The sequence below is a fragment of the Agreia bicolorata genome, assembly GCF_000938265.1.
In the GTDB taxonomy this organism is placed as follows: domain Bacteria; phylum Actinomycetota; class Actinomycetes; order Actinomycetales; family Microbacteriaceae; genus Agreia; species Agreia bicolorata.
In genome coordinates, this window is the sequence record NZ_JYFC01000007.1 from 42,265 (window position 1) to 56,900 (window position 14,636).

The window sequence follows — 14,636 nt, forward strand, 5'->3', positions numbered from 1 at the left end:
ATCTCGATACGCCGTCTCGTTCCTCGCGCGGCTACTCGATCAGCGCGGGTCGTCAGATGCTGGGGCGGTAGACCGTCACCGAGTGGCCGGCGACGCGAGGGTTCTCGCCCCGCGGGTTCCACTCGAGGAGCACGTCGGTCGATGAGAGCAGGCCGTGAGGGGCATCCATCGGATCGGCCGAGAAGTTCACCAGCACCGTCACGTCGCCTCGGGTCAGCTGTAGCCACCGCTCGTCCTCCGAGAACTCCACCGAGAGGTGGGGCCAGCGTGGGTCGGTGAACGCAGGCACGGTGCGGCGCAGTGTTGTGAGCGCTGTGTAGAACTCCAGCAGGCGAGCGTGGGTCGAGCCCTCGGATGAAGGTTCGCTCCAGTCGAGTTTCGAGTCGGTGAAGGTCGACAGATCCTGCGGATTGGGAACGACCGACTCGTCCCACCCCATGCGCTCGAACTCCGCGATGCGGCCCTCTGCGGTCGCCTTGCCCAGCTCGGGCTCGGGGTGCGACGTGAAGAACTGGAACGGCGTCGACGCGCCCCACTCCTCGCCCATGAACAGCATCGGGGTGTACGGGCCGAGAAGAGTCAGCGCAGCCGCGATGGCGAGCTGGCCCTCGTCGAGCGATGCGGTGAGCCGATCTCCGATCGCCCTGTTTCCGATCTGATCGTGGTTCTGATTGGCCACGACCAGGCGCCAGGTCAGCACATTGGCGGTGTCGATGCGCTTGCCGTGGTGACGGCCTCGGAAGCTCGACCAGGTTCCGTCGTGGAAGAAGCCCGACGTCAGTGCTTTGGCCAATGCGCTCAGCGGTTCGAAGTCGGCGTAGTAGCCAGACGTCTCGCGCGTGAGTGCCACGTGCACTGAATGGTGGAAGTCGTCGCTCCACTGACCGGCGAGGCCGTAGCCGTTGTGGTCGCGGGCCGTGAACATGACCGGGTCGTTGAGGTCGGATTCGGCGATGAGACTGAGCGGCCGGCCGACGAACGCCGACCACGCGTCCGTCTCCGCGCCGAGTTCGCTCAACAGGTGACGCGAACTCTCGTCATGCAGCGCGTGTACCGCGTCGAGGCGTAGACCGTCGACGTGATACTTCTCGAACCACATCCGGGCGTTGTCGAGAATGAAGCGACGCACCTCGGTCGATCCGTGGCCGTCGAGATTGATCGCCCTGCCCCAGGTGGTTCCGGCGGCCTCGTGCTCGTAGGGTCCGTAGACCCCGAGATAGTTGCCGCTGGGGCCCAGATGGTTGTAGACCACGTCTTGAATGACCGCGAGGCCGCGAAGGTGACACGCGTCGACGAACCGGCGGTAGGCATCCGGACCGCCGTAGGTCTCTTGAACGGCGAACCAGAGCACGCCGTCGTAACCCCAGTTGTGTGTGCCGTTGAAGGCGTTGACCGGCATGACCTCGACGAAGTCGATGCCGAGAGACACGAGGTGATCGAGGCGATCGATCGCCGAGTCGAGCGTGCCCTCGGGCGTGAACGTGCCGATATGCAACTCGTATATTGCGCTGCCGGCGAGCTGTCGTCCGGCCCAGTCGTCGTCGTTCCAGACATACGAGGCGTCGTCGACGGTGCGAGAGAGCCCATGCACCCCGTCGGGCTGACGCCGCGAACGAGGATCCGGAATGGGCCCGACTGTGTTTCCGTCGGCATCGTCGACGATATAGCCGTAGTCGACCTCGCCCTCGGGCGCCGATGAGCCGGCGGTCCACCAATCGCCGCCTTCTCGGGTCATTTCTATCGTCTGCCCCGATGCAACGAGGCGCATGCGGCGGGCGTGAGGCGCCCAGACATCGAAACGCAGGCGTTCGGTCATTCGGAGAGATCCTCTCGGACGGCGGCAAGGAGGGCGACCGGAAGGTCGGCGAGCAGTTCCGACAGCGACACCGGGCCGGCGTCGACCTGGCGCCCGGTGAGCACGTCGACGCTGTCGCGCTCGATGGTGATCTGAGTCGAGCCCCAGCCATCGGCCTGGGCGAGCGACCAGGGCAGGCGAGTGGCGATCGTGATCGCGCCGCCCCTGTCGAAGGCGATGACGTGACTGGCGGCGTCGCCGTGGGCCTCGACGGGCGCGTACCCCGTGAAGAATTCCGGATGCTCGTGCCGCAGCCGAAGCGCTCGCGAGGTGACGAGCAGCTTGGCTGCGCCGGTCTCGTCGACGGTCGGCAGCTCTCCCGTGTCGAGGATCTCGAGCAGGCGGCGTCTCTCGTCGAAGTCGATGGGGCGGCGGTTGTCGGGGTCGACCAGCGAGTTGTCCCAGAGCTCTGTGCCCTGGTAGACGTCGGGCACCCCCACCATGGTGAGCTGCAGGAGCTTCGCCGCAAGCGAGTTCGACCAGCCTGCGGGCCGGATGCGCGCGGCGAGCGTATCGACGAGCTCTCGGGCGCGCGGGTCGTCGTAGGCGGCGTCGACCGCCGCGTGCAGCGCCTTCTCGAACTCTTCGTCGGGAGCGTTCCAGGTGGTAGACGCGCCGGCCTCCCGGGACGCCTTCTCCGCGTAGGCGTGCAGACGTTCGCGCTCGATCGGCCACGCGCCGATCGCGGTCTGCCAGAGGAGCGAATCGAACGTCTCATCGCCGATGGGCGCGGATTCGCGCAGCCCGGCGAGGGTCTCGAGCCAGGTGTGCGGGGCCTCGCTCAGCACGTCGATGCGAGCACGCACGTCTTCGCCTCGCTTGGTGTCATGGGTCGAGATCGTCGTCATGGTGCGGGGGAACGACGCCATACGTTGCCACTGGCGCGCGTGGAACTCCGCGGGCTCGATCGCGAACTCGGCAGGCTCGCCGCCCACCTCGTTGAGCGAGACGAGCCTGTTCCAGCGGTAGAACGCCGTGTCTTCCACGCCCTTCGCCATGACCATGCCCGACGTCTGCTGGAAGCGAATCGCCGCCGCGTTGCTCGGATGCGACAGCGCCGCGGCCACCGCCTCGAGCTCGGCGGCCAGGTCAGGGCGGGCCCCGAGCGCGTCGCGGTGGGCTTCGTGAAGCTTCTCGACACCCGAGGGAAGGTAGGAGCGGTAGACGGGGAAGCAGGTGAGCAGTTCGGCGATGGCATCGGCAATGGCCGGGGAGCCCCGCCACGTCGAGTCCTTGAGCGCGTCCTCGCGGTCGAGGTCGCGCTGGATGCGGAGGACCTCGGAGTGCAGGATGCCGTCCGCGATCGCGCGTTTCGTGTCGTGGATCAGGGCGCTCCAGTTGTGGTGGGCGCTCTCGTCGTCGCCCAGGACCAACGCGACGTTCAGGAACTCCTCGCCCGAGGCATCCACCAGAACCCGGTCGATGTCGCCGAGTGCGTCGTACCCGGTCGTGCCGGCCGTCTTCCAGGTGCCGGGCAGCCGCTCGCCGCCCTCGAGGATCTTCTCGACGAGCACGTACGCGCCGCCAGTGATTTCGGCGAGATGCTCGAGGTAGTCCTCGGGATCGGCGAGCCCGTCGGGGTGGTCGACCCGTAGGCCGTCGGCGAGCCCGTCATCGAACCAACGCCTGATCTCGGCGTGCGACTCCTGAAACACCCACGGAACCTCGACCTTGACACCGGCAAGCGTGGTCACGGCGAAGAACCGTCGGTAGTTCAGCTCGGAATCGGCGCGCCGCCAGTTCATGAGCTCGTAGTGCTGACGCGAGTGCACGGTGATCGCATCGGCACCGTCGGCGGCCGTTCCCGGAGCAACCGGGAATCGGTTGTCGTAGTAGTGCAGTTCCTTCGTTCCGTCGGGCCCCGTGGCGAGCTCGAGCGCGTCGAGCGAATCGTCGCCCAGCACAGGCAGGCGCACTTTGCCGTGGCCGAACTCCCAGTCCACATCGAAGGCCTCGGCATAGCGCGAGTCGCGACCGTGCGTCAGCAGATCCCACCACCACACGCTCAGGGGAGGGGTAGCCACCCCCACGTGATTCGGCACGATGTCGACGAGCACGCCGATGCCGCGGGAGTGCGCGGCCTTGGCGAGCCGCTCCAGCCCGTCGAGTCCACCCCTCTCCGGATCGATCTTCGAGTGGTCGGTCACGTCGTAGCCGTGGTTGCTTCCCGGCTCGGCCTCGAGGATCGGCGACAGGTAGACCCAGTCGGCGCCGAGGTCTGCGAGGTAGTCGATCAGCTCTGCCGCCGCGTCGAGGGTGAACGACGACGAGATCTGGAGTCGGTAGGTGGAGAGGGGTTCGCGCATGTGTCCTCGCTAGCCGTTGGACGGCTTGGTCAGGGGGATGGTCTCGATGGTGCCGGTCATGGCAGTGAGGGATGCGGCCACCGAGTGGTCGGCCTCCGTCACCGCTTCTTGGTGGGCGCGGAGCACAACGAGCGACTTGGCCAGAACTCTGACCTTCTCGTTCGCACTGCGAAGCGGCCCGTCAGCAGCCTGGCCGGCCGAGTCGATGACCACGTCCCACGACTGCGAGTATTCGCCCGGAGGAAGAACGAAGTCAACGTCTTGCGGTTCGGCATTGAAATAGACAAGGAAGTTCACGTCGGTGATGCGCTGACCGCGCTGATCGCGTCCGCGAATGCCCTGGCCGTTCAAGAAGACGCCCACCGAGCGGCTGAGCGGAGCGTCCCATTCCTCGGGTTCCATCTCACGGGCATCCGAGTTGAGCCAGACGATGTCGGGCAGGGGCTCGCCCTTGCCGCGCCTGACCGGGCGACCGTCGAAGAACCGGCTGCGGCGGAAGGTGGGGTGCTCCTTGCGAAGCCGTGAAACCGCGGCGGTGAACTCGTTCAGAGGCACGTCGGCGTGGTCCCAGTGGATCCAGCTGATCTCCGAGTCCTGCGCATAAGTGTTGTTGTTGCCCTGCTGCGTGCGGCCGATCTCGTCGCCGTGCAGCAGCATGGGCACGCCCTGCGACAGCAGAAGCGTGGCCAGGAAGTTGCGCTGCTGGCGCGCGCGCAGCTCGAGGATCGCCGGGTCTTTCGTCGGGCCCTCGACACCGGAGTTCCACGAGCGGTTGTGCGATTCCCCGTCGTTGTTGTTCTCGCCGTTGGCCTCGTTGTGCTTCTCGTTGTACGACACGAGGTCGCGAATGGTGAAGCCGTCGTGCGCCGTGACGAAGTTGATGGATGCGACGGGTCGGCGACCCGAGTGCTCGTACAGGTCTGCAGACCCTGTGAAGCGCGAGGCGAACTCGCCGAGGCTCGCGGGCTCGCCGCGCCAGAAGTCGCGCACGGTGTCACGGTACTTTCCGTTCCACTCGGTCCACTGGGCCGGGAAGTTGCCGACCTGGTATCCGCCGGGGCCGACATCCCAGGGCTCGGCGATGAGCTTGACCTGCGAGATCACCGGGTCCTGCTGCACGAGCTCGAAGAACGTCGAGAGCTTGTCGACGTCGTAGAACTCGCGGGCCAGCGCCGAAGCGAGGTCGAAGCGGAAGCCGTCGACGTGCATCTCGGTGGCCCAATAGCGCAGCGAGTCCATGATCAGCTGCAGCGAGTGCGGGTGGCGCACGTTCAGCGTGTTGCCCGTGCCCGTGTAGTCCATGTAGTACCGCTTGTCATCGTCCATGAGCCGGTAGTAGGCGGCGTTGTCGATGCCTCGGAACGAGATGGTCGGACCGAGGTGGTTGCCCTCCGCCGTGTGGTTGTAGACCACGTCGAGGATCACTTCGATGCCGGCCGCGTGCAGCGACTTGACCATGCCCTTGAACTCCTGCACCTGCTGGCCGCGCTCGCCGGCGGAGGAGTAGCTCGACTGCGGTGCGAAGAAGCCGATCGTGTTGTAGCCCCAGTAGTTCGACAGGCCCTTCTCGAGCAGCGTGCTGTCTTGAACGAACTGGTGCACCGGCATCAGCTCGATGGCCGTGACGCCGAGCTTCTTGAGGTGCTCGATGACGGCCGGATGCGCGACGCCCGCGTATGTTCCGCGCTGCTCGCGGGGCACGTCGGGATTCAGCTGGGTGAGCCCCTTCACGTGGGCTTCGTAGATGACGGTCTCGTTGTAAGGGATGTCGAGAACGCGGTCGCCGGACCAGTCGAAGAAGGGGTTGATGACGACGCCCGTCATCATGTGCTTGGCCGAGTCGTCGTCGTTGCGGGAGTCCGGGTCGCCGAAGTTGTAGGAGAAGAGCGACTGATCCCAGTCGATCGTTCCGCTGGTCGCCTTGGCGTAGGGGTCGAGCAGCAGCTTGTTCGGGTTGAATCGGCAGCCGTTCTCGGGGTCATAGGGCCCGTAGACACGGTAGCCGTAGCGCTGTCCCGGCTGAACCTGGGGCAGATAGCAGTGCCACACGTAGGCGTCGACCTCGGTGAGTTCGATGCGGGTCTCCGCGCCCTTCTCACCGAAGAGGCAGAGCACGACGCGCTCAGCAGCCTCGCTGAAGATCGCGAAGTTCGTGCCGCTGCCGTCGAAGGTCGCGCCGAGCGGGTAGGCCGATCCGGGCCAGCTTTCCATAAAAGTCTCCTGTGAAATCGTGATTCGGGTCGAGCAGAAGTGTCTGGGCGGGTAAGGCTCAGTCGAGCTGGGACATGACCTCGGCTGCGATGAGTTCGAGGTGATCGAGGTCGTGGATGTCGAGAATCTGCAGATAGAGGCGTTCCACGCCGTCTTCGCGCAGGGCGCCGATGCGGTCGACGACCTCGGCGGGGGAGCCGGCGAGACCGTGCTCGCGGAGCTCGGCGGGCTCGCGACCGATGGCCGTCGCTCTGCGCTCGAAGTCAGACGCGTTCGATCCGACGGCGGCGACGAGAGCGGCCGAGTAGACCAGCTCCGACGGCTCACGCCCGATGGTCTCGCATGCTTCGCGCACCGCGCGGAAGCGCACGGGGATGTCGGCGAACTCGGCGAACGGCACGTTGAATTCCGTCGCAAACCTCGCGGCGATCCTCGGGGTGCGGGTGGGCCCCGACCCTCCGACGATCACGGGAAAGGGATGTTGCACGGGCTTCGGCAGGGCGGGCGAGTCGATCAGCGTGTAGTGCTCGCCTTCGAATGAGTAGCTCTCGCCGAGCGGCGTTCCCCAGAGGCCGGTGATGATCTCGAGCTGCTCTTCGAGCATGCCGAAGCGCTTCGCGGGAAACGGGATGCCGTAGGCGAGGTGCTCTTTCTCGAACCACCCCGTGCCGAGCCCGAGCTCGACCCGACCTCCCGACATGGCGTCGACCTGCGCGACCTGAATGGCCAGGATGCCGGGGTGGCGGTAGGTGACGCTCGAGACGAGGGTTCCTAGCTTGATGCGCGAGGTCTCCCGGGCGAGTCCGGCCAGCGTTGTCCACGCATCCGTCGGCCCGGGCAGTCCCTCGAACGGGTCGTCGCCCATACGGAGGTAATGGTCGGAGCGGAAGAAGGCGTCGAAGCCGAGCCTCTCGGTGGCTGTTGCGATGGTCAGCAGGTCGTCGTAGCTTGCGCCCTGCTGCGGTTCTGTGAAGATACGTAGGTCCACACCCCCAGAGTGTCACACCCCGACTGACCCTGGCGGCACAGATGTGCGCCGGGTAGCGTGACCCCATGACAAACATCGCCGTGAAGCTCGCAGAGACCGTTCGATCGTTCGGAGTGGGGGCCGTCTACGGCGATCCCGTCGAGATCGAGGGTCAGACTTTGGTCCCCGTCGCCATCAGCTGGTTCGGCTTCGGAGGGAGCGGATCGGATGAGACGACATCCGGCATCGCGGGCGGTGGCGGGGGAGGCGCTGCCATTCCGGTAGGCGCCTACGTCACGCAGGAAAACGGCCGTGTTGCGTTCGAGCCGAACCTTATTTCTCTGCTCGCGGTGTCCATCCCTGCGGTGTGGGTCAGTGGCAAGGCGCTCGCTCGCATCATCCGCGCGCTGAAGAAGTAGCGACCGCCCTATACTTGGTCGCAACACGGGAGTCCGGTGAGCCGGGCTGAGAGGAAGGTTCTCCAACCTTCGACCGTCGAACCTGATCTGGATCATGCCAGCGCAGGGAGGACATCTCACGGTGTCGTCCGCAGTCTTTCTGCGGCGGCTCCACCCGTGCCCTGACATTCGCTTACGACGAAAGGGCACGTTCAGTGCGCACTTCAACCACCTCATCAGAATCAGACACCATCACCGTCGGCGCGGGCCGCAGCAACCGCTTTCGTTGGAGGGTCGTCGACATCGTCGTCGCCAGCGTGATCGGCGTCGCCGCTGGACTCGTCTTCTGGCTGTGGGGGCAGGCATACAATCCGCTCTCCGCGCCGCTCGAAGCGGCCCTTCCCGGACTCCAGGCTCTTCTCGGCGGGGGATGGCTGTTCGCGGGAGTGCTCGGCGGCCTCATCATCCGCAAGCCCGGTGCGGCCCTCTTCACCGAGGTTGTCGCCGCCGTGGTCTCCGCGATCGTCGGAACGCAGTGGGCCGCGCTCACCCTCGTCTCGGGACTCGTCCAGGGCCTCGGCGCCGAGATCGTGCTCGCACTCTTCCTCTATGCGAACTGGCGTGCTTACGTCGCGGTGCTCTCGGGAATGGGCGCCGGTCTGGCACTTGCGATCAACGACCTCATTCTCTGGTACCCGGGCGCCAAGGTCGAGTTCGCAGTGATCTACACCGTCTGCTCGCTGATCTCCGGTGCGGTGCTCGCCGGCCTCCTGTCGTGGCTTGCCGCGCGCGGACTCGCGCGAACGGGCGCTCTCAGCCGATTCGCCTCGGGACGAGAGGTGTCGGCGCGAGTCTGACGGGCATCCGAATTTACGACATGACGCACGACCGCCAGCCCCCCGCCGCCGTTTCGGCGCGCGGCTGGGGCTGGCGGCACGCGTCACGCAAGGCCTGGGCGGTCGATGGCCTCGACCTCGACATCGAGCCGGGGGAGCGCGTGCTGCTTCTCGGTGCATCCGGCGCGGGCAAGAGCACGCTGATGCACGCTCTCGCCGGGGTGATCGGCGGCGACGACGAGGGCGAGCAGCGAGGCGAACTTCGCGTGGCAGGACGAGACGCCACGAGCGCCCGCGGTATTGCCGGCCTCGTGCTGCAAGATCCGGACTCACAGGTCATCCTCGCCCGAGTCGGCGACGACGTGGCCTTCGGCTGCGAAAACCTGGGCGTGCCCCGAGACGAGATCTGGCGTCGTGTCGCGGAGTCTCTCGACGCCGTCGGCATCGACCTGCCGCTCGACCATCCGACCTCGGCGCTCTCCGGTGGCCAGAAACAGCGGCTCGCGCTCGCCGGAGTGCTGGCGATGCAGCCCGGGCTCATTCTTCTCGACGAGCCCACGGCCAATCTCGATCCTGAGGGGGTTGCGGAGGTTCGCGACGCCGTGGCCAGGGTGGCCCGCACGACCGGGGCCACGCTGATCGTCATCGAGCACAGAGTCGAGGTGTGGCGCGACATCGTCGATCGTGTTGTGGTGCTCGCGCCCGGGGGAGGAGTGCTTGCAGACGGAGAACCCGATGCCGTGCTGCGCGCCCGGGGCGCGGAGCTCAGCGCATCCGGCGTGTGGATCCCCGAGTTCCCGCCTCTCGTGACCGAACGGCGGGTCTCGTGGGCGGGCGAACGGCTCATGGATGCCACGGGGCTCGGAATCGGGCGCGTGCGCGGCACGCGCATCGCCGGCGGCATCGATATCGCACTCGACGAGGGCAAGGCCACCGCGATCGTCGGACCCAACGGTGCAGGCAAGTCGACGCTTGCGCTGACCCTGGCCGGACTCCTTCGCCCCGCGGAGGGCGCCGTGTCTGCCACGCAGGCTCTCGCCGGGCAGCTGAAGTCGACCTCGCCGATCACCTGGCGATCGAAGGATCTGCTCACGCGCATCGGGACGGTATTCCAAGACCCCGAGCACCAGTTTCTGGCATCGACGGTGCGCGACGAACTGGCGGTGGGCCCTCGAGCCCTCGAGCTGAGCGACGGAGACATCGATGCGCGCGTCGATGCGCTGCTCGAGCGGTTGAGGCTCGACCATCTGTCGCTTGCAAACCCGTTCACGCTGTCGGGCGGAGAGAAGCGCAGACTCTCCGTAGCGACGGTTCTGGCCACCCGACCGAAGATGCTTGTGCTCGACGAACCGACCTTCGGACAGGACTCGCGAACGTGGAGCGAGCTCGTCTCGTTGCTCGCCGGTCTGCTCGACGAGGGCCAGTCGATTCTGGCGGTCACCCACGACGCGGACTTCGTGGCCGCCCTCGCCGACGACGAGATCAGGCTGTCATGAGCATCCTCACACCAACCAAGGGCGCCCAGACGATCTATCGGATCAACCCCGTGGCCAAGCTCGCCACAGCGTTTCTTCTGAGCCTTGCGCTCATTCTCACGATCGACTGGCTCTCCGCTGCCACTGCGCTGGTGCTGGAGAGCGTTCTGCTGGCGTGGGCCGGCCTGTCCGTTCGCCAGTTCTTCTTCCGCACGATTCCCGTCTGGATCGCTGCGCCAACGGCCGGCCTCACCACGCTGCTGTACGGGCAGGCATCCGGGCAGAGCCACTTCGAGTTCGGCCTCATCCATGTGACCGACGGATCGATCTCGTTGGCCGTCGCCACAGCGCTTCGTGTGCTTGCCATCGGGCTGCCCGCCATTGTCTTGTTCGTGACGATCGACCCCACAGATCTCGCCGATGGTCTGGCTCAGGTGTGGCATCTGCCCAGCCGTTTTGTGCTCGGCGCGCTCGCGGGCCTGCGCCTGGTGGGGCTCTTCCTCGATGACTGGCGCTCGCTCGAACTCGCCCGACGAGCGCGGGGAGTGGGTGACCGGGGGCGTATCCGGCGGATTCTCTCGCAGGCCTTTGCGCTTCTGGTCCTCTCCATCAGGCGCGGCAGCAAGCTCGCAACAGCGATGGAGGCTCGCGGCTTCGGCGGAGACACGGAGCGCACCTGGGCGCGCGAGTCGCTCTTCGGATGGCGCGAGTTGGTGCTTATCGGAATCGGCGCCGTGATCGCCGCGGCCGCGATCGCCGCCGCAGTGCTGTTCGGAACCTGGAACTTCATCGTCGGATGAGCACTCGGAACATCATTTTGCTCGACGGGCCGAGTGGCGCGGGAAAGAGCACGCTCGCAGATCGAATCGTCGACGGCTGGCCCGGGACGGTCGTGCCGCAGCTCGTGCGTCTCGACGACATCTATCCGGGATGGGGCGGCCTGCGGGCGGCGGGCGAGCACGTGCACCGCTTCGTTCTCGAGCCGATCGCAGCGGGCGCGCCGGCACGGTGGCAGCGGTTCGACTGGAACGCCGATGCGCCGGCCGAATGGCACGACATCGACCCGGAGCGCCCTCTGCTCATCGAGGGCTGCGGGGTGCTCACCCGAGCGAATGCGGCGCGCGCCGACGTGCGCATGTGGCTCGACGCTCCCGACGACATCCGCAAGCATCGAGCACTGGAACGGGATGGTGAGACGTACGCTCCTCACTGGGACGAGTGGCAGCGTCAATGGGAGTCGTTCGTCGAAGGCGAGAATCCTGCCTCCCTCGCCGACCTCAGGCTCGATGGGTCCTAACTGACAGCTGAATGCAGGCTGACGGCTTACGGTGGAGCAATGACTGAGAAAACCTACACAGCCCTGTATCTCGACGGCCCTCTCGCAGGCCAGACCGAAGACCGTGCGTTCATCGACGGACAGTTCGACAGCCGCTTTCCGGCACTCGGCGCCGTCGGAGGCCTCGAGTCGACGTTCTGGTATGAGGCGGGCGACACCGAGGAGGTCGACGGCCACCTCACGGTCAAGTACTCCTTCGACGCCGCTGACTCCGACCCGACCGTTCGCACGGGCGGCGTCGGCGACGACCACTAGGCGGAATGCCTACTGATCGGTTCGAGACTTGATGAAGGCGTCGATCACGGGAGCCGGATGCGTCATGCGCCATACCGGCCCCGGATCGGCGATTCGCCTGTCGAGCTCGAGCAGCACGGTGACATCTCCCGTGGGTGTCTTGAATGTCACCTGACCGACTCGCGTGCCCTTTGCGCCGGTCGTCACAGGCTCGACGGTGACCGTCTTGGTGACGGGCGCCGTCAACCAGATCAGCTGCGATTTTGTCGCCACCGCAACGCCGTGAGCCTCGTCGCCCCACGGCGTCGTGTAGGTCACCACTCGGTCGCCCTGCGACACGAGCACCGTCTTGGTGAGTGTCGCGGCCGCGGTCGAGATGAGTGTTGAGAGGTCGCCATCCAGAGTCTCGTAGTCGGGCTCGCGCAGGTACGCGCCGTAGAGCGGAACAGCGTCGACGCCCGTGCCCACGGTGAGGCGGAAGAGGAAGCACAGGCCCGCGGAGTCGGTGAAGCTGCGTGACAGGCCCGTAATGCCCTCGTCGGCCCGGTAGGCAGCGACGTTGTCGACCTTGCGATTGCCCGCGACCACGACGCTGTCGTGGCTCATGATGTCGGCGAGCACGGGGTCGGCGAAGGCGCGGGCGGCCAGGGCCGCGAGTTCGGATGCCGTGCCCTGCGATCCCTCGGCCAGTCCGGTCGCGTCGACCACGGTCGTGCCCGCGTATCCGTTCTTTGCCAGCCACGCGTTGGCCGCGACGACATAGGCGTCGACCGAGCCGAATGCCCATCGTGCGAGTGCATCGGCATGGGTGTTGCTCGACCCGAGGAGCATCGACTGCAGGTATTGCTGCTCGCTCCAGGTCTCACCCGCGATCAATGAGATCGAGCGCGCCGACTCGGAGATGTACTTCACGTAGCCCGCGTAGTCCTCTGCGGTGACGACGATCGATGGGCCGGGCTTGCCTGGCTCGATCGGCTTCGCGTCGAGCACGACGAGTGCGGTGATGACCTTCGTGACGCCTCCCAGAGGAACGGGCGCTGTGTCGCCGCCGGATGCGAGGATCGTGCCATCGGCGGTGGCGATCGCGCTCGCGCCGTTCTGCGAGACGGTCGGAGCGCCGAGCGTCGGAACGATGTCCGAGGCGTCGTCGATAACGGCCTTGGTGCTGGGGAGGGGACCCACCAGAGTGGCTGGTCCATAGAGGCCGATGGCGAGAATCAGAACGGCTCCGAGCGTGATGCCCAGTGCCCGGTTGATGCGTGATGCGGTTGACTTGGCCATTGGCCAAGGCTAACCGCGTCGGGCGGCGTTGCCGGTCAGCCCCAGCCGAGTTCGTGAAGTCTCGTGTCGTCGATACCGTAGAAATGAGCGATCTCGTGCACCAGCGTCACGTGGATCTGATCTTTCAGCTCGTCGAGGTCGTCGACGAGTTCGAGCAGCGGCTCGCGGTAGAGCACGATGCGGTCGGGCATCTCTCCGAATCCATACTGACCGCGCTCCGTGAGAGCCACGCCGTCGTAGAGTCCCAGCAGGTCGAGGGAGCCGTCCTCAGGTCTGTCTTCGACGACGAAGACCACGTTGTCGAGACCGTCGATCATGTCGTCGGGCAGAAGGTCGAGTTCGGCCACGACGAGCGCCTCGAACTGCTCGGCATCGATGTCGTGCACGGAGGACTCTCCTTCGGACTCATACGCGCGGGATACGACAAAGGCCCGGATCGTGATCGACCCGGGCCTTTCTCTCTGGGGTGAATAACGGGGCTCGAACCCGCGACATCCGGCTCCACAAGCCAGCGCTCTACCAACTGAGCTATATCCACCATGTGCCACTCGATGAGAACTCATCGAAGCGACAGAAGAAGACTCTACTACAGACCGGCGGCGAACTCGCGCACAATCGTGGATGAGAGTTCTTTCAGATCGTCTGTAGCCGGTCCGGGCTCCGCAACAAAAGCGCCCTTGCGGTAGTAACCGAGTTCTCTGATCGACTCGAGGATGTCGGCGAGAGCGCGGTGGCCACCGTCTTTCTTGGGTGCGTTGTAGTACACCCGGGGGAACCAGCGGTGCACGAGTTCTTTGATGCTCGACACGTCGACGCTGCGGTAATGCAGGTGGCTGTCGACGCGGGGCATGTACTTGGCCAGGAACGCGCGGTCGGTGCCGATGGTGTTTCCGGCGAGGGGCGCCTGCTGGCCGGTGGGCACGAATTTCAGAATGTACTCGAGTACCTGGAACTCGGCCTCGGCCAGGCTTACGCCGAGAGGGATCTCCTTGTCGAGTCCGCTCGAGGCGTGCATGTTGCGCACGAAGTCGTTCATGTTCTGCATGGCCGAGTCGTCGGGCTTGATGACGACGGCGAAGCCCGGATCGAGGATGTTGAGGTCGAAGTCGGTGATGACGACCGCAACCTCGACGAGTTCGTCGACGCTGAGATCGAGTCCCGTCATTTCGCAGTCGATCCAGACGAGACGATCCGTGAGTGAAGCCATGCACGCAATCCTATCCGTGCGCATGAATCGTAGAATGGACTCGATGATCATCACCCTCGCTATCCTGCTTCTGGTCAATGCGCTCTGGAACGCACTGGTCTGGCCACGTTTCTACAAGCGCATCAGCAAAGACCCGCGGGCGCGCGACGCGTCGGGTAGGGCCACGACGTTCCTCATCGTGCATGCCGTGCTCATCGGAGTCTCTCTGCTTCTCGCTGCAGTGTCTCTCGTTGTCGCGATCATCGCGCTCGCCTCTGCGTGACGCGCTATCGTAGAAGCGCCTCGCGGTAAGCGAGGCACACGCCTCCGTAGCTCAGTGGATAGAGCAAGAGCCTTCTAATCTCTTGGTCGTAGGTTCGATTCCTACCGGGGGCACTTCACTACGAGTCGTGTCGAATGACTATGAGCAGCCCTCATTAGTTGTTGCTTCAACTATTCTCAGTGTTTCCACAGTTCCTCCCAAGTACTTGCAGCGGGGGGCGCCCCTATGGTCGTAGGCGTACTAACTTGCCAGTACGCATCCCGACTGA

The 14,636-nt window shown here is 65.6% G+C and carries 14 protein-coding genes and 2 tRNA genes; 8 read left to right on the forward strand and 8 right to left on the reverse strand.

Features of this window, described 5'->3' with window-relative positions; genetic code table 11:
* Positions 1 to 52: 52 nt before the first annotated feature.
* Genes treZ through TZ00_RS14775 form a run of 4 tightly spaced genes read right to left on the reverse strand, consistent with a single transcriptional unit; the run spans position 53 to position 7,360 of the window.
* A complete protein-coding gene (gene treZ / locus TZ00_RS14760; RefSeq protein ID WP_044442865.1) occupies positions 53 to 1,816 on the reverse strand; it encodes a malto-oligosyltrehalose trehalohydrolase in 1,764 nt (587 codons plus the stop codon).
* The gene (gene treY / locus TZ00_RS14765; RefSeq protein ID WP_044442866.1) at positions 1,813 to 4,161 is read right to left on the reverse strand and encodes a malto-oligosyltrehalose synthase; all 2,349 of its coding nucleotides are present in this window, start codon (positions 4,159 to 4,161) and stop codon (positions 1,813 to 1,815) included. The genes treZ and treY overlap by 4 nt, the downstream gene beginning before the upstream one ends.
* 9 nt (positions 4,162 to 4,170) lie before the next feature.
* The gene (gene glgX / locus TZ00_RS14770) at positions 4,171 to 6,372 is read right to left on the reverse strand and encodes a glycogen debranching protein GlgX (protein ID WP_044442867.1); all 2,202 of its coding nucleotides are present in this window, start codon (positions 6,370 to 6,372) and stop codon (positions 4,171 to 4,173) included.
* Positions 6,373 to 6,430: 58 nt separating this feature from the next.
* Complete coding sequence (locus TZ00_RS14775) at positions 6,431 to 7,360, reverse strand: LLM class F420-dependent oxidoreductase (RefSeq protein ID WP_044442870.1); 930 nt, start codon at positions 7,358 to 7,360, stop codon at positions 6,431 to 6,433.
* A gap of 65 nt (positions 7,361 to 7,425) precedes the next feature.
* Here TZ00_RS14775 and TZ00_RS14780 point away from each other — a divergent pair, with 65 nt between their 5' ends.
* From TZ00_RS14780 to TZ00_RS14805, 6 genes are all read left to right on the forward strand, one after another.
* Positions 7,426 to 7,758 carry a hypothetical protein gene (locus TZ00_RS14780; protein ID WP_044442872.1) on the forward strand — a complete coding sequence of 111 codons (333 nt, stop codon included), beginning with the start codon at positions 7,426 to 7,428 and terminating at the stop codon, positions 7,756 to 7,758.
* Positions 7,759 to 7,952: 194 nt separating this feature from the next.
* Complete coding sequence (locus TZ00_RS14785; protein ID WP_139368786.1) at positions 7,953 to 8,594, forward strand: ECF transporter S component; 642 nt, start codon at positions 7,953 to 7,955, stop codon at positions 8,592 to 8,594.
* 20 nt (positions 8,595 to 8,614) lie between these two features.
* Positions 8,615 to 10,069: an ABC transporter ATP-binding protein gene (locus TZ00_RS14790; RefSeq protein ID WP_084606176.1), complete on the forward strand. Its 1,455-nt coding sequence runs from the start codon at positions 8,615 to 8,617 to the stop codon at positions 10,067 to 10,069.
* The gene (locus TZ00_RS14795; protein WP_044442874.1) at positions 10,066 to 10,848 is read left to right on the forward strand and encodes an energy-coupling factor transporter transmembrane component T family protein; all 783 of its coding nucleotides are present in this window, start codon (positions 10,066 to 10,068) and stop codon (positions 10,846 to 10,848) included. Before TZ00_RS14790 ends, TZ00_RS14795 begins: the two co-directional genes overlap by 4 nt.
* Positions 10,845 to 11,345, forward strand: a complete 501-nt coding sequence (locus TZ00_RS14800) for a nucleoside/nucleotide kinase family protein (protein WP_044442875.1) — start codon at positions 10,845 to 10,847, stop codon at positions 11,343 to 11,345. The genes TZ00_RS14795 and TZ00_RS14800 overlap by 4 nt, the downstream gene beginning before the upstream one ends.
* A 39-nt stretch (positions 11,346 to 11,384) precedes the next feature.
* Positions 11,385 to 11,639: a hypothetical protein gene (locus TZ00_RS14805; protein WP_044442876.1), complete on the forward strand. Its 255-nt coding sequence runs from the start codon at positions 11,385 to 11,387 to the stop codon at positions 11,637 to 11,639.
* Positions 11,640 to 11,648: 9 nt separating this feature from the next.
* On the opposite strand, the gene TZ00_RS14810 is transcribed toward TZ00_RS14805, so the two are convergent.
* The 4 genes from TZ00_RS14810 to orn form a co-directional block, all read right to left on the reverse strand.
* On the reverse strand, positions 11,649 to 12,899 hold the full coding sequence (locus TZ00_RS14810) for a D-alanyl-D-alanine carboxypeptidase family protein (protein WP_052521619.1): 1,251 nt from the start codon (positions 12,897 to 12,899) through the stop codon (positions 11,649 to 11,651).
* A 35-nt stretch (positions 12,900 to 12,934) separates the two neighbouring features.
* Entirely contained in the window at positions 12,935 to 13,285 is a 351-nt protein-coding gene (locus tag TZ00_RS14815; RefSeq protein ID WP_044442882.1) for a metallopeptidase family protein, read from the reverse strand.
* Between the two features lie 76 nt (positions 13,286 to 13,361).
* Positions 13,362 to 13,437 (reverse strand) — tRNA-His (locus TZ00_RS14820).
* Between the two features lie 48 nt (positions 13,438 to 13,485).
* Positions 13,486 to 14,106 carry an oligoribonuclease gene (gene orn / locus TZ00_RS14825; protein WP_044442885.1) on the reverse strand — a complete coding sequence of 207 codons (621 nt, stop codon included), beginning with the start codon at positions 14,104 to 14,106 and terminating at the stop codon, positions 13,486 to 13,488.
* Between the two features lie 43 nt (positions 14,107 to 14,149).
* On the opposite strand from orn, the gene TZ00_RS14830 reads away from it, so the two are divergent.
* Positions 14,150 to 14,368: an SCO4848 family membrane protein gene (locus tag TZ00_RS14830; RefSeq protein WP_044443077.1), complete on the forward strand. Its 219-nt coding sequence runs from the start codon at positions 14,150 to 14,152 to the stop codon at positions 14,366 to 14,368.
* A 40-nt stretch (positions 14,369 to 14,408) separates the two neighbouring features.
* Positions 14,409 to 14,481: transfer RNA gene (locus tag TZ00_RS14835), tRNA-Arg, on the forward strand.
* The last annotated feature ends 155 nt before the right edge of the window (positions 14,482 to 14,636 follow it).